Annotated in this window: 18 protein-coding genes, 2 pseudogenes and 1 other annotated feature; of the genes and pseudogenes, 9 read left to right on the plus strand and 11 right to left on the minus strand. The window is 60.9% G+C overall.

The features are described 5' to 3' along the window. The 6 genes from ESZ60_RS17995 to repA all read right to left on the minus strand — a co-directional run. The coding region (locus ESZ60_RS17995; protein ID WP_245155766.1) for a Y-family DNA polymerase at positions 1 to 519 on the minus strand (519 nt) is incomplete at its 3' end. Between the two features lie 13 nt (positions 520 to 532). Next, positions 533 to 1,132: an ImuA family protein gene (locus tag ESZ60_RS18000; RefSeq protein WP_245155767.1), complete on the minus strand. Its 600-nt coding sequence runs from the start codon at positions 1,130 to 1,132 to the stop codon at positions 533 to 535. Further along, entirely contained in the window at positions 1,116 to 1,811 is a 696-nt protein-coding gene (locus ESZ60_RS18005; protein WP_342365249.1) for an SOS response-associated peptidase, read from the minus strand. The genes ESZ60_RS18000 and ESZ60_RS18005 overlap by 17 nt, the downstream gene beginning before the upstream one ends. Before the next feature lie 982 nt (positions 1,812 to 2,793). Beyond that, the gene (gene repC / locus ESZ60_RS18010; protein WP_134682100.1) at positions 2,794 to 3,948 is read right to left on the minus strand and encodes a plasmid replication protein RepC; all 1,155 of its coding nucleotides are present in this window, start codon (positions 3,946 to 3,948) and stop codon (positions 2,794 to 2,796) included. A 181-nt stretch (positions 3,949 to 4,129) separates the two neighbouring features. Next, positions 4,130 to 5,098, minus strand: coding sequence for a plasmid partitioning protein RepB (gene repB / locus ESZ60_RS18015; protein ID WP_134682123.1), 969 nt, complete (start codon positions 5,096 to 5,098; stop codon positions 4,130 to 4,132). Further along, entirely contained in the window at positions 5,095 to 6,282 is a 1,188-nt protein-coding gene (gene repA / locus ESZ60_RS18020; RefSeq protein WP_134682101.1) for a plasmid partitioning protein RepA, read from the minus strand. The genes repB and repA overlap by 4 nt, the downstream gene beginning before the upstream one ends. A gap of 166 nt (positions 6,283 to 6,448) precedes the next feature. On the opposite strand from repA, the gene ESZ60_RS18025 reads away from it, so the two are divergent. The 4 genes and pseudogenes from ESZ60_RS18025 to istB all read left to right on the plus strand — a co-directional run bounded on the left by ESZ60_RS18025 (position 6,449) and on the right by istB (position 9,590). Next, positions 6,449 to 6,715, plus strand: a complete 267-nt coding sequence (locus ESZ60_RS18025) for a helix-turn-helix domain-containing protein (protein WP_245155769.1) — start codon at positions 6,449 to 6,451, stop codon at positions 6,713 to 6,715. A gap of 38 nt (positions 6,716 to 6,753) precedes the next feature. Then, complete coding sequence (locus ESZ60_RS18030; RefSeq protein WP_245155770.1) at positions 6,754 to 8,016, plus strand: HipA domain-containing protein; 1,263 nt, start codon at positions 6,754 to 6,756, stop codon at positions 8,014 to 8,016. Between the two features lie 278 nt (positions 8,017 to 8,294). After that, positions 8,295 to 8,846: pseudogene (locus tag ESZ60_RS18035) on the plus strand (Mu transposase domain-containing protein); the annotation flags it as partial. Next, positions 8,824 to 9,590 (plus strand): annotated as a pseudogene (gene istB, locus ESZ60_RS18040) (IS21-like element helper ATPase IstB). The pseudogenes ESZ60_RS18035 and istB, both read left to right, overlap by 23 nt. A 112-nt stretch (positions 9,591 to 9,702) precedes the next feature. Here the strand turns inward: istB and ESZ60_RS18045 are convergent. Next, positions 9,703 to 11,265 (minus strand): ISL3 family transposase, encoded by a 1,563-nt coding sequence (locus ESZ60_RS18045; RefSeq protein ID WP_134682103.1) that lies wholly within the window; start codon positions 11,263 to 11,265, stop codon positions 9,703 to 9,705. Positions 11,266 to 11,345: 80 nt separating this feature from the next. Next, positions 11,346 to 11,801: a hypothetical protein gene (locus tag ESZ60_RS21915; RefSeq protein WP_209021355.1), complete on the minus strand. Its 456-nt coding sequence runs from the start codon at positions 11,799 to 11,801 to the stop codon at positions 11,346 to 11,348. Next, positions 11,583 to 11,638, minus strand: a sequence feature (sul1 is cis-regulatory element that is thought to sense ions involved in sulfur or methionine metabolism; They are found in Alphaproteobacteria). (Overlaps the previous gene by 56 nt.) Before the next feature lie 31 nt (positions 11,802 to 11,832). On the opposite strand from ESZ60_RS21915, the gene ESZ60_RS18055 reads away from it, so the two are divergent. The 5 genes from ESZ60_RS18055 (at position 11,833) to ESZ60_RS18075 (ending at position 15,839) form a co-directional block, all read left to right on the plus strand. Further along, entirely contained in the window at positions 11,833 to 12,843 is a 1,011-nt protein-coding gene (locus tag ESZ60_RS18055; protein ID WP_134682104.1) for a LacI family DNA-binding transcriptional regulator, read from the plus strand. 68 nt (positions 12,844 to 12,911) lie between these two features. Next, positions 12,912 to 13,580, plus strand: a complete 669-nt coding sequence (locus ESZ60_RS18060; protein ID WP_134682105.1) for an amino acid ABC transporter permease — start codon at positions 12,912 to 12,914, stop codon at positions 13,578 to 13,580. Next, positions 13,581 to 14,237: an amino acid ABC transporter permease gene (locus tag ESZ60_RS18065; protein WP_134682106.1), complete on the plus strand. Its 657-nt coding sequence runs from the start codon at positions 13,581 to 13,583 to the stop codon at positions 14,235 to 14,237. It abuts the gene before it with no gap. A gap of 19 nt (positions 14,238 to 14,256) precedes the next feature. Continuing rightward, on the plus strand, positions 14,257 to 15,054 hold the full coding sequence (locus ESZ60_RS18070) for a transporter substrate-binding domain-containing protein (protein ID WP_134682107.1): 798 nt from the start codon (positions 14,257 to 14,259) through the stop codon (positions 15,052 to 15,054). Between the two features lie 50 nt (positions 15,055 to 15,104). Beyond that, entirely contained in the window at positions 15,105 to 15,839 is a 735-nt protein-coding gene (locus ESZ60_RS18075) for an amino acid ABC transporter ATP-binding protein (RefSeq protein WP_134682108.1), read from the plus strand. 252 nt (positions 15,840 to 16,091) lie between these two features. On the opposite strand, the gene ESZ60_RS18080 is transcribed toward ESZ60_RS18075, so the two are convergent. The 3 genes from ESZ60_RS18080 to ESZ60_RS21450 are packed head-to-tail and all read right to left on the minus strand — an operon-like array spanning position 16,092 to position 16,812. Then, positions 16,092 to 16,310 (minus strand): hypothetical protein, encoded by a 219-nt coding sequence (locus ESZ60_RS18080; protein WP_134682109.1) that lies wholly within the window; start codon positions 16,308 to 16,310, stop codon positions 16,092 to 16,094. Next, positions 16,307 to 16,555, minus strand: a complete 249-nt coding sequence (locus ESZ60_RS21445) for a YbjQ family protein (protein WP_167620220.1) — start codon at positions 16,553 to 16,555, stop codon at positions 16,307 to 16,309. The genes ESZ60_RS18080 and ESZ60_RS21445 overlap by 4 nt, the downstream gene beginning before the upstream one ends. Beyond that, on the minus strand, positions 16,552 to 16,812 hold the full coding sequence (locus ESZ60_RS21450; protein ID WP_167620221.1) for a hypothetical protein: 261 nt from the start codon (positions 16,810 to 16,812) through the stop codon (positions 16,552 to 16,554). Before ESZ60_RS21450 ends, ESZ60_RS21445 begins: the two co-directional genes overlap by 4 nt. Positions 16,813 to 17,000: the final 188 nt, after the last annotated feature.

A 17,000-nucleotide genomic window follows, 5' to 3' on the forward strand; every position in this document is an offset into this window, starting at 1 on the left:
CGCGCGGGGCACCGTGGTCAGATCGGCGATCTTGTGCAGCCCGAGGCGCGCGAGCCCCTCGGCCACGTCTGGCGCGATCTGCAAGGCGCTGACCGGCATCGGGCCGAGCCGCGTCAGCAAGGCCCCTTCGGGGATCACCCCACCGCCCCGCCGCGCCAGGGCCCAGGCCGCGCCACGGGTCTCGGCAATGGCGCTTTTGGCCGAGATCCCTGCCCGCGCGAGGCGGGCCTCGAGATCGGCGATCATCTCTGTCTCGCCACCGAAGAGATGGGCCACCCCGGAGATATCGACGATCAACCCGTCGGCACCGCCCTTCGCGGCATGCGGTCCATAACGGCTGACCCAGCGGCGCAGTTCTTCAAGCGCCCTGCCCTCGCGCTCCGCGTCCGCCGGACGGGTGGACAGCGAGGGGCAAATCGCCCGCGCATCCGCGAGCGCCATGCCCCGATGCAACCCGGCGCGGCTGGCGGCTTCGTTCAGGCAATGCAACTGCTCCGCGTTCGACGCCCGCAGCGTCAACGCGAAAGGCCCCTCAAGGGGGCGGCGCCTCAGGCTGATGTCGCTCGCCAGCCTGGGGAACCAGATGGAAAGCAGCCGTCTCGCCATTCCAACTCACATCATAGGTTCCAGTTGTTCCCTTTTTGTTCTTAATAAGACTCCAGCGCTGATGAGTCGAGTCTGCAGTCCCGGCAAGCGGATCACATGTCCAGCGGGTCTCGGCGGCATTGCTGCCCCTGCCCTTCCGGATCAGCATGAGACCTGTCGTTCCCCCCGCCTCGGCAGCCAGCTGCAGCCTACGGCCCACGGTCAGCGAGAGCGGCTTTTCCGGAGCGGCGATCACCAGAGCAACCGGTCGCGTCCGCAACGCCTCCTCCGTGGCCCAGAGCAGATCGGTTTCCGTGCAGGTTTCCACGAGATGCAGACGTTCTGCCACCGCCTCCGGCAATGCCAGAGGCATCGGGCGATCGCGATCATGCGCGAGGCAGATCCAGAACACCGGGCCGGTCACCCGCGCCGCCTGGAACAGGGCAAACCCGCTCCGGCCCTGCCCTTCGACCTCGTGGACACGGGCGTTCAGCAGATGAAAGGGATCGGTGGCTGCCGCGAAGGACCTGTCAGGCGGGGTCTGCACGAGTGCCCTCCGCAACGATCTGCAGCAAACCATCCGGCAATGGCCGCTGGAGTTTGAGGGCCTCGGGCGTGTCTGCGGTCAGCCAGATCCGCCATTCCTCGGGACGCGTCAATACGACGGGCATCGCCTTCGGGTGGATGGGCCGGATCTCCGCATTCGGCGCGCAAGTGAGAAAGGCGAAGAGTTCGGTGGTCACTTCGCCCTCTTTCAGTTTCCGGACCGAGGTCCATTCGGTGCGGATCCCGGCGAAGAAACCGAGCGGTCGGTCCTGCGCCAGGGCGAACCAGATAGGATGGTTCCGCGGCGCCCCTGCCCGGCCGTCGAGCTCCGAGAAACTGGTAAAGGGCACGAGGCAACGATGCTCCATCCCGAGCCAGCGCCGCCAATGGGGAGAACCGGTATTGCGGATATGCGTCACGCCGGGATCCCTGCGCTTGCCTGTCAGATAGACCGGCGGTGTCGGCATGCCCCAACGCGCCGTGGTGAGGGACCAGTTGCCCGCCTCGCCGCGACGAATGATCGGGGCGGGATAGTCGGGAAAGATCCCCGGCGCAGCTGCCAGGTTGCCCGCACTGTCGATGAGCTCCTCACCTTGCTCCAGCACGTCGCGGAACACCTGCCGCATCGCGTCCTGGCTTTTGGTCTGGGAATACAGGTTGCAGATGACATCACCTCGCAGTGGCCCGGCAGGAGAACGGTGGAGAAGCTATCTGGTTTCGCATCAGGATCTATCTTTCTGATCCTGCAGACGGTCCATGGCGTTGCAGGGATGTCGGCGCCTTCATCATGATCCAGAGTCATGCCGATGTTTTTGCTCAGTTGGCCTATGTCTCAGCCTTGCTGAAATACGACCATCAGGCGGCGTTCACCTGCGCATAGCAGTACGCTCAGCCAATGGGCTTCCACCTTCCGGCGCCATTGGTGCACGATACTCCTGATCCTGGGCCGAGATCCCCCCGGTTTCGGCCGACCATTCGGCTTGAGACTGCACGCTAGAGTCCAGCGCTGCTGGTAGCTTGGCGCTACGATGGTCAAAGCGATGCGAAAGGAGAACACTGCCAAGATCGCATTGCCACGCGGCAATGCCTATACCAATGTCGAGACCCTTTGGCCCCGGCTGGGGTCCGTCCCGACGCGCTGGGACGGCTGGCCGAGACGGATGCCTTCGCAAACCTTGGTGAGAGCCATAACGGTGCGCCATGGCAGAACAAGGCCCTGCCTGTGCGAAACCTCGGCCGCTGTTCGGGACGGCTGGAAAAGGGGCAGGAGGCCGTTGTTGATCTGTTGCCGGTGAGTTTTGCCAAGAGGTGATCGCGGATTACCTGCGTCTATGCTTGTCCTTGCGCGATCATCCGCTGGAGTAGCTGCGGCCGAATCTGCTCGAAGATTTACCGAACACGAGATTGATCGAAGCGTGGGGCAGGGCGGTGGTTACCGGCACTTTGAATGCATCGATGATCTATTGCTGCAGCTTGGTTGTCTCGGCGGCCTGCGTCTGATCGGTTTGGGACTCGAAAGGACTGGAAAGAAGGAGCGACCGCCCGAGCATCGCGCCGATTATCGCGTGCAAACATGAAAACTGTTCCTGAGCAAGAATTTCCTTTGAAGTGGATAGATGGCATCGTGTCAGCGGTAGCAACGTTTTGGTTCACAGCTGTGAACTATAAGATTGGACGTGCAGGGCGTTGTATTGAACGAACCATCGAAGTTGCGGAGAATGTTCCGGTAAAAGCTTTGGACGATAGCCGAGCAAGATAAGCACTTGGAGTTCGTATCTCGCTGAAACGTTCAAGAATCACAGCCAATGTTGCCGTAGCGTTTTCCACGCCCATAAGGGCTTTAGCGTTTTCCCAAACTTGACGCGTAATTCCGGTCATAGGACGCACCTGTTCAGCTAAGGAGATGAGGTCTCTCCAGTGCTTCACTGGATGCAGGGCATAGCTGAGTATCTCTTGGCAGTTTGCTATAACCATTCCGAGTGGAATTCGAGATTCTTGGGGCAGTCGCTTCGCGGTCTCTGGGCAATTTTCAGAATCTTTTCTTTCTTTAATATGATTCTGATAGTGCTGCTCAATTTCGGCAGTATTGGTGCTCATTTTTGCTGTTTTCTGACACTTCTCGGGACACGAAGTGCTGTGGAGGCTGGCGATAGCCTCTTTCAGTTCGTGTTGCCGGACGCGGAGTTCTTGCTCTGAAAGCTTCCGGCGAAGCTCGCTTGCTATACGGATGGCAAGCGCGGTGTAGGTATCGAACTCTTCGCTTGGCGCTGTCTTGGCGTGATATTCGACAAGCCCAGCCAAGTCCCTGCGCATCAAGCTTACAGTTTCCCTGAGGTCTCGCAGGTGTTCATCTCTGATGCGGGTATTATGGGCTTCGGCGGCAATCTCGGTGAAGCGTTCGATAAGCGGAGCCAAGTCAAATCCAAAGGCGTGGCTCCCGGATAGCCCGCGCCTGACGTAGCGCTTGCCGTTCGGGCTGTCTCGACGCCCGAGCAGGCCTGAAGAAACGAGATTTCCTAAGTGTCGTCGCATTGTCGAACACGGCATTCCATGCAGTCGTTCGCAGATGGAGGTATTGGAGGGATAGATGATCAAAGGGCCTGAACCTTCGAGCATATCGCCCGGATGAAAGCTCAGCAGAGCTTGCAATATCCTCAGATCGCGATCTGTCACGCCGAATGCCTCACGCGCGGCAGTCAGTTCACGAAGCAGATGCCATTTGTTGACCGGCTCCAGTCTACCAGACGAAGGTGCGGCGATTGTGATTTGCGCAGCATCAATCGCGCGCCTAAACGACGTTACTGGGGCATAACCCATGTTTTTTCTTCACGAAGACAAAGAAAATCCCGCTGCAGAATCCTTTCCGGACTTGCGGTAGATACCTCGGACGATTACCTTGGATTTGCTACGATCAAAGGGGTCTCGTGAGGGTAATGCTTTGCGGGACCTTTTCCTTGGCTAGTTCGTGCCTCCTTGTCTGTTGCTCTCTGCCTCTTCCTCAGCCGCGCTTTTTCCAGCGGGCGTGAAGTTCTTCGATGGCGTTACCGACCTCGTTCTGCAGCCAATCCGCGAATTTTGGATCGTCGATCCGCAGATCGACCCGCAGGCCGTTTTTCGTCCGGCTGATCTTTCCCGCCGGTTTCCCGGCAAGGGTCAGGCGCTCCGCTGCCTTTCGCTCTGCTGAAGCAGGCAGGGCGGCCAACTTGCGCAAGCGGCGCGTTATCGCCTCGAATGCTGCAACCGACGGGTCGGCAACTTCCACGTCTGTCTGTGTGCGGGTCTCTTGGGCTAGCTCGATTAAGCCTGTCAGGTCCGGATTTGTGGTGTCGAGGTCCTTAACCAGCGCCTCCCAGCGCGGGCGACCGATGCCATGGGCTGGACCAATTGCTTGGGCGAGGTCGCGCCCTACCGCACGCGCGACGGACAGTGCCATCGAAATCGCGGATTTGGTGACGTTCAGAACCTCTGCCACCTCGATTTGGGTGCCAAAGCCGGCCTCGGTCAATTCCTGCGCGAACAGGGCGCGCTCAATGAAGCTCAGATCCCGACGCGCGGTGTTTTCGGACGCCTGTGCCCGCAGGGCACTCTTGTCATCCATCGCCGCAATCATCGCGCGGACTTTGTCGACTCGCTCCGACGCGCGTACGGCTTCAAGGCGGCGACGGCCATAGACCAGCAAATAGCGATCGGAGTCTGCTGGGTCGCGGCGCACGAGGATCGGAACGGTCTGTCCGACGGCCTCGATCGAGAGGCGCAGATCCTCGACATCCTTTGGATCCAGCCGGTCGGCCTTGCGGTCGTCTGCGATCTGTTCTGGATCAAGCTCCCAGATCCGATGGCCATCCACGGCGTCTCGCGCCGAGCGCAAGGCTCGGTTCGTGACCATCATCGAAGGTGTACTCGTGTTTCCTGCAACGGGGGCCAGGCTGTCCAGAAAGGACATGCGGCGCTTCTTACTGTCGCTCATTTGCGCCCCCAAGTTTCTTGGATCAGTTGTGCGATCTCGTCATTTACGGCGTTCACGCTTTCCATTGCCCGGTCGTAGGTCGAGCGCGTGAAGGCCGATCTATCTACCTCGTAAAGCGTCTGTTTGGTCAGGCCGGCATCGGAAATTGCAGTCGATTTAAGCATCGGTGCGTTCAACACATTGTCGCCATACATCGTTCTCAGGAATGCGACGATTCGATTCTGCGGTGAATCCGTCGGTTCATAGCGGGTCAGAAGATAACGCATCCAGTCATGCGACATGTCCGCTCCGCTTTCTGCAATCACGTCCATCAGATCTGCTGTCATGCGCAGGAACTGGCTCATCGACATGACGTCCAGCATCTCGGGATGGATCGTGACGAGCACGCCTGTCGCTGCCGAGAGGGCGGACATGGTGAGGAAGCCCAGTTGCGGCGGGCAATCGATGACGACGACGTCGTAATCATTGTCGACCTGCGAAAGGGCCTCGCGAACGCGGAAGAAGAACAGCCCCGCATTTCCCTGAGCCAGAGCGCGCGGTGTGTCGTGTTCGAACTCCATGAGTTCGAGGTTGCCGGGAATCAGGTCCAGATTCGGAATGTAGGTCTTGCGGATGACACTGCTGATCGGGGCAGGGGAGTCGTAGCGAATTGCGTCGTAAAGCGTTCCACCCTCCAGCAGGTCATATTCCGGCTGCACGCCATGCAGTGCCGTCAGTGAGGCCTGAGGGTCGAGGTCGATCGCGAGTACCCGGTAACCTTTCAGCGCCAGTCTTTGTGCCAAATGCGCAGAGGCCGTCGTCTTGCCGGAACCGCCCTTAAAGTTCATTACGCCGATGATCTGAAGATGATCACCGTCGCGCCTTCCTGGCAGGTAATCGCCCGGCCTTCTTGCCGTTTTTTCAAGGAGTTCGCGTAGATCCTGCAGGTCTTGAGCAGAATAGAGACGTCGGTTCCCGGAGGTCACCTCGGGCGAAGGACCCTTGCCGTCGAGATGCAACTTCCGCAGATAGCTGTCATTCACATCCAGCAAAGTTGCTGCTTCGCCGGAGGTGAATTTACGCATGGTCTTGCTTGCATCCGGTGGGAACAAGCTTTCCCGCTGGGCGTGCAGCTGATTGGCGAGCCATTCCGAGTGTTGTCGGATAACGGAATTCAGATCATCCTGAACGTTGTCTTTTCCCATCTGCCGCCCTGCCCTCGTCGCGTTCACGGTTTTTGGCGTTTAGCCGTGCTTTTTCGTGACTATCAGCAGAATCATTTCATCTTGCAAGATTTATTTGATGAGACGGCGCCGTGACCATCTTGTATTCTGGTGTAAATTTGAGGAATATACACCACATTGAATAAAATTGAAAAATTCATTCTGGTGTAAAATGGTCCGGATTCGTACAGTGTCAGAGCTAGGTCAGGCCCTGCGCCAAGCAAGGCGCGCGAAAGGTCTGACACAGGTCGAACTGGCTGCCTTGGCCGGCATACAGCCGCATCATATCTCGAACATCGAGAACGGTGCTACCAATCCTACCGCCAGTACGATCCTGACACTTCTGGCGGCACTTGAGTTGGACTGGCAGTTCAACACTCGATCAAAAGATACCGGTATAGGAGATATCTTCTGATGGGGCGGCGCCGCAGATCTGTTCCTCTGGCAGCCTATATGAACGGGCGCCGGGTTGGTACCTTGCTGCGAGAGGCAGGGGGAGCGGTAAGTTTTACCTATCATCCGGATTGGCTGGGCTGGGCACATCGCTTCCCAATCTCGTTGTCCCTGCCTCTGATGGACAAGGCGTTGCGCGGTGCAGGTGTCCTCGCCGTCTTTGACAACCTTCTACCAGACAATCTGATGCTTCGACATGAGATTGCCGCCCGCATGGGCGCGGCAGGCGATGATCCGCACTCGCTCCTTGCGGCAATCGGGCGCGACTGTGTAGGTGCCTTGCAGTTCCTTCCAGAGAGCGATGCTCCGGAAGAGCCATATGTGATGGAGAGCAAGCCTCTGTCGAGCCCAGAGATAGGGAGGATGCTCCGTGAACTGGGTCGCCACCCGTTGGGAATGGAGCGTGAGCAGGCGTTTAGGATTTCGGTCGCGGGTGCCCAGGAAAAAACCGCGCTACTTTGGGACGAGGGTTGGCGGCTTCCCCTCGGGATGACCGCGACGACGCATATCCTCAAGACCCGGATGGGTCACCTGCAAAGCGGCATAGATATGAGCACAAGCCTTGAGAACGAGTTTATCTGCCTCCGGCTCGCGCGTGCATTCGGCTTCGAAGTAAACAACGCTTGGATCGAGAGTTTTGATGGCATTGATGCGCTTGTCGTCGAGCGATTCGATCGCCTCATGACCGGTGGACATCGTCTCCGGCTGCCCCAAGAGGACTTCTGTCAGGCTCTTGGAGTGGCGGCAGTTGGAAAATATGAACAGGATGGCGGTCCAGGCATCGCAGATTGCTTGGGATTGCTTTCGGGATCCCTGCGCAGCCTTGAGGATCGGGAGACCTTCCTTGCCGCGCAACTGTTCTTTTGGATGATAGGCGCGACAGACGGGCATGCTAAAAACTTCTCGATCTTCCTCGGACCTGAGGGCTTTCGGATGACCCCGCTCTACGACATCCTGAGTGCTGAGCCAGCCCTCGCTTCAGGTCAGATCCGCCATCAGCAGATGCAACTAGCAATGGCGGTAAGAGGAACGCAAAGGCACTATCGGATAGATCAAATTCATCCACGCCATTTCGTCCAAACAGCGCGCGCTGCGGGCTTGGGTTCGGAGATCGTGGCCCGAGCATTCTCTCGGTTCACAACGCTTGGCATACTCGATGCCGTTGAATCGGATCTGCCAAACAATTTCCCTGAAGCGGTCAGTGGACCGATCCTCGCTGCTGCCCGTAGGCGTCTTGGGCAGATAGTTGGTCGAGTTCAGTGACCGCTTGGTCAATTCGGATGCTCGTTCGATGTGCAATGATAGCGATACCGTACCGAGAGCAAAAACAAATGGTTAGTGTGACGTAAGATAGCGAGAAACTGCACCTTATCTTGATGCTGTGTCAAGAAAAGGCACAAGGTATCGAGAAAAATTGGAGGTGCAACATGAAGAGCAACGCGCACGAGGCCTAAGTTCCTGGGCGCAAACGTGAGCTGGTTCAGGTCTCCAGAGCGGACTGGGAACTGGCGGAAGCCCGTCTTGCGGCGCAGCCCTCAGAGGTGGTCCGGTTCGACAACAACAAGTATTCGGTTCTGGCGACGGCTGTAGGGCGTCCGGTCGAGGTCCATGCCTATGCCGAGCGCATCATCATCCGGCAAAATGGCGTGATCGTGGGCGAACATATCCGGGCCTTCGGGCGCGGCGAGGTCGTCTATGATCCTTGGCACTATGTGCCTGTTCTGGCCCGCAAACCGGGCGCCCTGCGCAATGGAGCGCCGTTCCGGAACTGGCTCTTGCCGCCCGCAATGGCGGCTGTCCGGCGCAAGTTGACGGGTGCTGATGATGGCGACCGACAGATGGTCCAGATCCTCAGTTGCGTGGTCGATGACGGGCTGCCCGCCGTGGAGGCCGCCTGTAGGGAGGCCCTCGACAATGGTGTCCACTCTGCCCCGGTCGTGATCAATATCCTCGCCAGGCGACGCGAGCCCGCACCACCACCATTCCTGCTCACCCCAGCCGCGTTGCGTCTGACCCACGAGCCTGTGGCCGACTGCGCGCGCTATGACAGCCTCAGGAGGACATCCCCGCATGGAACGCACCCAAGTCCTTGATCTGATGAGCACGCTTAAGCTCTACGGCATGCGCAGCGCCTATGACGAAGTCATGGCGAACGGCATCAAGCGCCAGCATGAGCCGCCGCGTATTGTCGGCGACCTGCTGCAATCCGAGATTGCCGAAAAGCAGGCCCGGTCCATCTGCTACCAACTCACGGTGGCGAAGTTGCCTTTGGCCAAGGATATCGAGGAGTTCGATTTTGCGGGCACCCCGATTAACGAGGGCCTGATCCGGGAATTGGCGACGGGCAACTTTGTCGCGGACCAGCGCAACGTCGTGCTGATCGGAGGCACAGGAACCGGCAAAACCCATCTCGCCATTGCTGTTGCCCGGGCGCTCGCCATTGGGCTCGGACCGATGGCGCCTTCAATGGCTCGCTCCGCAATGGCACCCGAGGTCGCTTCTTCAACGTCGTCGATCTGGTGAACCGGCTGGAGACCGAGACCCGGAACGGAAAACAGGGCCGATTGGCCGATTACATGACCCGTCTCGACTTCGTCATTCTCGATGAACTGGGCTATCTGCCCTTCGCGCAATCCGGAGGTCAGCTCCTCTTCCACCTGATCAGCCGTCTCTATGAACGGACCTCGATCATCGTCACCACCAACCTCGCCTTCGGGGAATGGCCGACGGTCTTCGGCGACGCCAAGATGACCACCGCGCTACTCGATCGCCTCACCCATCACTGCGAGATCATCGAGACCGGAAACGAGTCATGGCGCTTCAAGAACCGCGCATGATCAGGGCCTGACCCGCCTCCACCACTGATCAGTTACGTCGGCTCAGGCCCTGATCCGCTGCCAGCGTGGGGGTCAAAATTGGGGTCTGACGCGTTTTCCGTGCAGGTAACCTTCATGCGGCGGCCATGACGCGTGCTTTAAGCAGATCGAGGTTCGCGCGACCAAACATCTGACGCTTGATGAGTTTGAGTCTGTTGATTTTGCCTTCGACCTGACCGCTAGACCAGGGTTCGGTGATTGCTGCGGCGATGGCGTCCTTGTCCGCCTCGATGCCGACGGCAAAGCTTGCGAGCTTGCTTGCCTTGGCGGACGCTATCCACGGGTCGAGACGAGCTGCGTCCCGGGAGCGCATCATTGCGTGAAAGCGGTCCAACAGGTTGCGGGCGGCAATCAGTTCCGGCGCGGCAGCCTCGATGGCGGCATTGACCAGCGCGATCCTCGCAGACCCGCTGTCGCGTTCGACTGTCAGGCCGCGGGCGATGGTTCTGGCGCTCAGCGACGGTCCGGAGGGTTGACCATGCTGGTCATCCCTGCGGCGACGGGTCGCCCATTCGCCGACGACGCGCAGCGAGCCTGCGAAGCCCGACGCGCGCAGCCTTCGCCAGAGTTCTGCGCCGATGTGGCAGCCCCCGGTCCATTCCGCCTCGAGCTGCACCAACCACGGGTCGAGCGAGCTTTGGCGGGCCGGGAATATGTCATGGCGCTGACCGCGCACAATCGTTCGGATGGTCTGGCGCGAGAGGCCAGTCGTGCGCGCCATCGCCTTGAGCGGAATGCCCTGTGCTGCCAACGCCAGAATTTGTTCGTTGACCAGCTCACGGGCCGCAGCAGCCTCCCACTGTATCCGCTCGGCCTTGCTCAAGATCGCGGGATCGACGGGCGTATTGGGCGAGAGCGCCTTGCGCAGCTGGGGCAACTCCGATCGGACCGCGGACAGGAAGGCGGCGGAGGCGTTCTCGAATAAATGCCATCGGTCCGCCACCTGCCGGGCCTGGGGCGCAGCCTCCACCGCGGCGGCACCATAGCCGGGGCCGCGGTCCCGACAGATGATCCGGACCTGCGGGTTCTGCTTCAGCCAGAACATGATCGTGTCGCGCTGCCGATCCGGCAGGATGTCGATGACCGTGCGTCGTTCCAGATCGACGATGATGCTGCCGTAGCTGTAGCCGTGCCGCCAGGCGAAGTCATCGATGCCGATCACTTTCGCCGCGGGAGCCGGGCCCGCTGTGGCGGCCTCGCGGCGAACGGCCCGGAGCAGGGTGTCCTTCGACCAAGGCACTGCGAGCCGTTTCATCATCCGGGATCCGGGCCGTCCGCCGAGGGCCAGCCCGACAGCGTGTAACAGCCCATCGCAGCGAGCGACGCGCCGACCGTGACGCCGCCCAATGTTTGGCGCCAAGGGCTCGCTGAACGTCTTGCGGCGGCAAGAACGCTGCTGGCATCGGAACCGGCGGACGCTCAAACGCAGCTTCACCACCGCGCCGCTGTTCGGCAGGTCCGACAAGGTCCGCACATATCGGCTGTGGCAGGAAGATGACGGTGTCCCGCAGTCTGGGCAGCACCCCACCGCCTCAGCAACACGACCTGAAACTTCCACCACGCCGTCGACGATCGACGGACGCTCAACGATCAACCCCGGCGGATTCAAACCACTGTTCGACGCACTTCTACCCACCTGCTACTGTCTCCTGGCCCAAAGCGATCAAATCGCATGGCCAACGATCGGCTGCCCGGCAAATCTGCACGGAAAGTGAGTCAGACCCAAAATTGGGCGCCGATCGGGGGGCAAAGTTGCGAGCCGATTGACATACTGATGACGAATGAGGCGAAAAGCCCGATCTGGGGATCGACCCCGGCGGTAAAGGAAAAGGCGATGACCTCGGGGATCAGCGCAAAGGTTGCGACGGCGCCGGCAAGCAGTTCGGAAACAGGATTCTCTTGCCACTGGCGCAGATAGTGCCGTGATCTGTTCATGTATCGGAAGGAAATCTGTGTTGTCCGGCGGATCGGCGGCCGGAATAGCCACCCGGAATCGCACCGGGTCCAAGTGATTTGCCGCTTGATAGGGCGCGCACGGTGAAAAGCCAAGCCGTTGGATGGAAGTGCCGTCTCGGCGGGCAGCGAGGCGACATGGCAGGCGCCGGGGCGGGGACGAATGAAACGCCTTAGGGTCTTTAACAGGGACTTGTTCCAATGCTCGGCTGCGGTCAAATAACCTGTCTGCGAGAAATGCGGGGGCAGAATGCAAGGCAAAGTCACGCTACAGGATGTCGCCCGTGTGGCCGGTGTCTCACGTGCCACGGTGTCACTGGTCGTTCGCAAATCGCCTCTGGTCGCCGAGGCCACCCGCTTGCGTGTTGAAGAGGTGATGGCCGATCTGGACTATGTGCGCGATATCGGCGCGGCGCGATTGCGCGACAAGAGCAGTCGCACCATCGGGGTCGTGGTGCCCAACCTCGTGAACTCGTTCTTCACCGAATTCCTTTCGGGCGTCGAGCTGGTGATGGGCGAGGGAGAGCGCGTTGTCCTTCTGGCGAACAGCCAGGACGACCCGATCCGGCAGGACGAGATCCTGCATCGCTTTCGCGGCCATGGGGTCGATGGCGTCATTCTTTGCCCGGCGCAGGATACCGATCCGCGACTGCCGGGACGCTTGCGGCAATGGGATCTGGCGGTCGTGCAGGCTCTGCGCGAGATCGGCATAGAGGAGACGGATTTCGCCGGCGGGGATTACATCGACGCTGTCGGGCTCGCGATGCGGCACCTGGTCTCACTTGGCCATCGCCGGATCGCCTTTCTTTCGGTGGCCGCGCAAACCTCGGCGCGTGCGGAGCGCCTGAAGGGCTTGATGCAAGCGCTGATCGAGACCGGCGCGGAAAATGGCGGGATTGTCGAGGCGGAGCTGAGCTGGGAGGGTGCCGCGCGATCCGCGGCACGGATCCTGGAGCTGCCGGCTCGTCCGACGGCTGTGCTTTGCTTCAATGACGTTCTGGCGGCCGGTCTGATGGCAGGGTTGCGCCAAGCCGGGAAGGTTCCGGGGAGGGATATGGCGGTCGTCGGGCTGGACGACCTGCCGCTGGCCGAATTGCTGCATCCCTCGCTGACCAGCGTCGCGATGATGCCCCAACGCATCGGAGAATTGGCGGCACGTCTTCTTGTCGGGCGCATGGCCGATGCCAAGGCGCCGATCCAACGCAGCATCGTTTCAGGACAGCTTAAAGTCCGTGAAAGCAGCGGGAACAGAATCATTTGACTTGGTTGATTTTCCCAATTTAGATCGATCCAAATGGGAAGAGACGCGACATCGGCAGGGGAGGGCAGATGTATCACTTCAACTTCCAGCCCATATTCGACAATTTTGACATGCTGCTCCACGGCGCGTGGTTGACTGTCCGCCTGTCTCTGATGGCGATGGTGTTTGGTCTGATCGTCTCCGTTCTCGGCGCGGTGGCGAAGACCTCGGGCATCCGGCCGTTGCGCTGGCTGGTCGATCTCTATGTCGAGGTGATCCGCAACACGCCCTTCCTGATCCAGATATTCTTCATCTTCTTTGGCCTGCCCGCGATCGGCATCGCGATGTCGCCCAATACGGCAGCCCTGGTGGCGCTTGTCGTGAATGTCGGAGCCTATGGCACCGAGATCATCCGCGCCGGCATCGAATCCATCCCGCAGGGCCAGATCGAGGCTGGCCGGGCACTGGCCCTCAGCCGCGTCCAGATCCTGCGCCATGTCGTCCTGAAGCCCGCTTTGCGCAACATCTACCCGGCGCTGACCAGCCAGTTCATCTACCTGATGCTGACATCCAGCGTGGTCTCGGTGATCTCGGCCAATGACCTTGCTTCGGCCGGTGCGGACCTGAATGCCAAGAGTTTCGCCAGCTTCGAGGTCTATCTGGTGCTGACGGTCATGTATTTCCTGCTGGCCGCAGGTTTTTCGGCGGTCTTTGCAATGATCCGGCGCGTCGCGTTCTCTTATCCGGCGAGCCGCTAGATGATCCGCGTCTTCTCATCCGCAGATGTCCTCTTCATCGTCATGGCGGTGCGCTGGACGCTGATCCTGTCGGCGATCGCCTTTGCCGGAGGGGCTCTCGGCGGCATGGCCATCGCGCTGGCGCGCACCTCGCAGCGCAAGGCGCTTCGGCAATTCGCGGCGGGGTTCATCCAGGTGTTTCAGGGCACGCCGCTGCTGATGCAGCTGTTCCTGGTCTATTTCGGTCTTGCCGTGGTCGGCCTGCCGATCAACCCGTTGCTGGCGGCCGCCGTCGCGCTGACGCTTCATGCCAGCGCCTATCTGGGCGAGATCTGGCGCGGCTCGATCGAGGCCGTGCCGTCGGGCCAGACCGAGGCGGCGACCGCGCTGTCCCTTGGCTATGCCGACCGCATGCGCCACGTGATCCTGCCGCAGGCGATGCGGGTGGCTACGGCACCGACGGTCGGGTTTCTGGTGCAGCTGATCAAGGGCACGTCGCTTGCCTCGATCATCGGCTTCACCGAGCTGACGCGGGCCGGACAGATCGTCAATAACGCGACCTTCAAGCCGTTTCTGGTCTTTGGCACGGTCGCGATCCTGTATTTCGCGCTGTGCTGGCCGCTCTCGCTGCTGGCGAGGCGGATGGAAACCCGCATGCGCCGGGCAATAACGCGCTGACCACAGAGGAGGAAACCCAATGAAGCTGAACCGCCGCCTGTTTGCCACCCTTGCCGCCAGCGCGCTTGCCGCCGGACTGGCTGGGCCTGTTCTTGCAACCGACCTTGCCGCAATCGAATCCGCCGGCACGGTCAAGATCGGGATGCTGGTCGATTTCCCGCCCTTCGGCATCCTGGACACCGCAGGCAAGCCGGATGGCTACGACGCGGATGTGGCGAAAGCGCTTGGCGACTATCTGGGCGTCAAGGCCGACATCGTTCCGGTGACGGGTCCGAACCGCATCCCTTATCTGCTGTCCGGGCAGGTCGATGTCCTCGTCGCCTCGCTGGGCATCACCAAGGAACGCGCCGAGAAGGTCAATTTCTCCAAGCCCTATGCCGGGATCAGCATCGCGGTCTATGGCGACAAGGCCACCGCGCTTGCGGATGCGGCGGCGCTGTCGGGCCAGGGCATCGCGGTGACCCGGGCCTCGACCCAGGACACCGGTGTGACCAAGGTCGCGCCCGCGGATGCGGATATCCGTCGCTTTGACGATGATGCCAGCGCGGTCCAGGCGCTGATGTCGGGCCAAGTCAAACTGATCGGCGCGTCGAACGTCGTGATGTCGCAGGTCAATGCCGCCGCGGGCGACCGCTTCGACAAGAAGTTCGACCTGTCGAGCCAGGTGCAGGGCATCGCCGTCGCCCCTGGCTCCGATGCGCTTCTGGAAAAGATCAACGCCTTCGTCGTTCAGGCCAAGTCGGACGGCATGCTCGACAAGGTGCATGAGAAATGGCTGGGCGGCCCGCTGCCCGAATTCGTGAAAACCGCCGAGTGACCCTTGCCGCCCGACCCGATGTGGTCGGGCACCTTTCCCGGAGCCGGACCATGTCTGAACACGCCATCATCATGCGCGGCGTCAACAAGTATTACGGCGCGTTTCACGCCCTGGTGGACATCGACCTGACCGTCGAACGTGGCGAGCGCATCGTCATCTGCGGCCCCTCGGGTTCTGGAAAATCGACGCTGATCCGCACCATCAACCAGCTCGAGACGATTCAGGCCGGCACGATCACGGTGGACGGGGTCGAGCTGACTGCAGGCGGCGAGAATGTCGCGAAAGTCCGACAGGATGTCGGCATGGTCTTCCAGAACTTCAACCTGTTCCCGCACATGACGGTGCTCGAGAATTGCATCCTCGCGCCAATGAAGACCCGCAAGATCCCGCGGGCCGAGGCCGAGGCAACCGCCCGGAAGTTCCTCGAGCGGGTGCGTATTCCCGAACAGGCCGGGAAATACCCGGCCCAGCTTTCGGGCGGTCAGCAGCAGCGCGTGGCGATCGCAAGGGCGCTCTGCATGAAGCCTCGGATCATGCTTTTCGATGAGCCGACCTCGGCGCTGGACCCCGAGATGGTCAAGGAGGTCCTCGATACCATGATCGACCTCGCGCGTGAGGGGATGACCATGCTGTGCGTCACCCATGAAATGGACTTCGCCCGTGCGGTTGCCGATCGCGTCATCTTCATGGACAAGGGCGTGATCGTCGAGGAAAACGCCCCCGCCGCATTTTTTGACAGCCCCAGGAACGAGCGATTGCAGAACTTCCTCGGCCAGATCGCGTGAGGTTGGACGGCCGGCGGTGACGGCGGCGGATTTCATCTCGCCTGACACAGGAAAGCAATCGGCTGAATGGCGCTTTGGGGAAGGATAAGGCAAATACCGGTCGCACAAGGGAGCTGACGACACGGGCATGACCTTTCTGCCAAAGGGCCTGCGGGTCACAAGATCAGGCCTTGCTGCCCATACCGCCTTCAAACTCGCGCTGGTCACTGCCCGCGGGGCAAGGCTAGTTTCAAGGCGTGGATCTCGGGGCCACTAGGGCGTCAGCGCAGCAATGACTGCGGATGCCAGCACGAAGGCCAGCGCAAAGCCAATGACGAATTGCAGCGCCTTTTGCCCGACCGAGGGGGGCGGGGGTGGTGCCACCTGCAGGTGGATCCGAAGGACCGGGGCGGGCGAGGGGTCCTCTGGCGGTGCGGCCCGGTGCGGATCCTCCGCAATCCGGCGCAGAAGGTCCAAACTCGTCTCAGTCACGTCGCCGGGTCCTCGATAACCACCGCGGTTCCCGAGGCCACCAGCAGCACCATGTTGCCGGATCCGGACAATTCCACATAGTCCAGGTCAACGCCCACCACGGCATTGGCCCCGAGGCGGTAGGCCTCGCGGCGCAACTCGTAAAGCGCAGTCTCGCGGGAATGCCGCATGGTTTTCTGGACCGTCTCGGACCGGCCGCCGAATACGTCGCGGGCGGCCGCGAACAGGTCCTTAAAGGCGTTCATGCCGAAGGCGCATTCCGCGGTACGACGTCCAGCCGTTTGACGATCCGCAGGTCTGACGCAGTTTCCGTGGTCAGCAGGACGGCCGCAATCTTGCGGTCGCGCGCGGCTTCCCGGGATTCTTGCGCCGTTTCGTACTTGGGCAGGGAAATGGCCGACAGGCCCGACAGCGCAGAGTTGCGGCCGCAGTCCGCGCAACGGCCCCGTTGGTTGCTGTCAAGAATACCTATCTTGCGTCCGCAGTCGATACATTGCGCCATGTGCTTCCCATTTCCGACCTACCGGATCCCGCCTTACCGCGCCATGATGCCGGGAAACAGGTCACAGGGGCTTGGACGTTCCGTCCCTCGAGTTTGGCGCTCACGGTCTCGTCGCCCATCGCGAAAAAAAAGGCCGAGGCCTTGAGCATCACCTCGACCTCTTCCTTCAGGCGAAGGTTCTCAGGTGC

It is taken from the genome of Paracoccus ravus (assembly GCF_004522175.1).
Classification (GTDB): domain Bacteria; phylum Pseudomonadota; class Alphaproteobacteria; order Rhodobacterales; family Rhodobacteraceae; genus Paracoccus; species Paracoccus ravus.

Excerpts from the sequence above, each read along its gene's own strand:
- repC (WP_134682100.1), bottom strand. The coding sequence starts at position 3,948 with ATGGGTTATGCCCCAGTAACGTCGTTTAGGCGCGCGATTGATGCTGCG.
- repB (WP_134682123.1), bottom strand. The coding sequence starts at position 5,098 with ATGAGCGACAGTAAGAAGCGCCGCATGTCCTTTCTGGACAGCCTGGCC.
- repA (WP_134682101.1), bottom strand. The coding sequence starts at position 6,282 with ATGGGAAAAGACAACGTTCAGGATGATCTGAATTCCGTTATCCGACAA.
- ESZ60_RS18030 (WP_245155770.1), top strand. The coding sequence starts at position 6,754 with ATGAACGGGCGCCGGGTTGGTACCTTGCTGCGAGAGGCAGGGGGAGCG.
- ESZ60_RS18055 (WP_134682104.1), top strand. The coding sequence starts at position 11,833 with ATGCAAGGCAAAGTCACGCTACAGGATGTCGCCCGTGTGGCCGGTGTC.
- ESZ60_RS18060 (WP_134682105.1), top strand. The coding sequence starts at position 12,912 with ATGTATCACTTCAACTTCCAGCCCATATTCGACAATTTTGACATGCTG.
- ESZ60_RS18065 (WP_134682106.1), top strand. The coding sequence starts at position 13,581 with ATGATCCGCGTCTTCTCATCCGCAGATGTCCTCTTCATCGTCATGGCG.
- ESZ60_RS18070 (WP_134682107.1), top strand. The coding sequence starts at position 14,257 with ATGAAGCTGAACCGCCGCCTGTTTGCCACCCTTGCCGCCAGCGCGCTT.
- ESZ60_RS18075 (WP_134682108.1), top strand. The coding sequence starts at position 15,105 with ATGTCTGAACACGCCATCATCATGCGCGGCGTCAACAAGTATTACGGC.
- ESZ60_RS21445 (WP_167620220.1), bottom strand. The coding sequence starts at position 16,555 with ATGAACGCCTTTAAGGACCTGTTCGCGGCCGCCCGCGACGTATTCGGC.
- ESZ60_RS21450 (WP_167620221.1), bottom strand. The coding sequence starts at position 16,812 with ATGGCGCAATGTATCGACTGCGGACGCAAGATAGGTATTCTTGACAGC.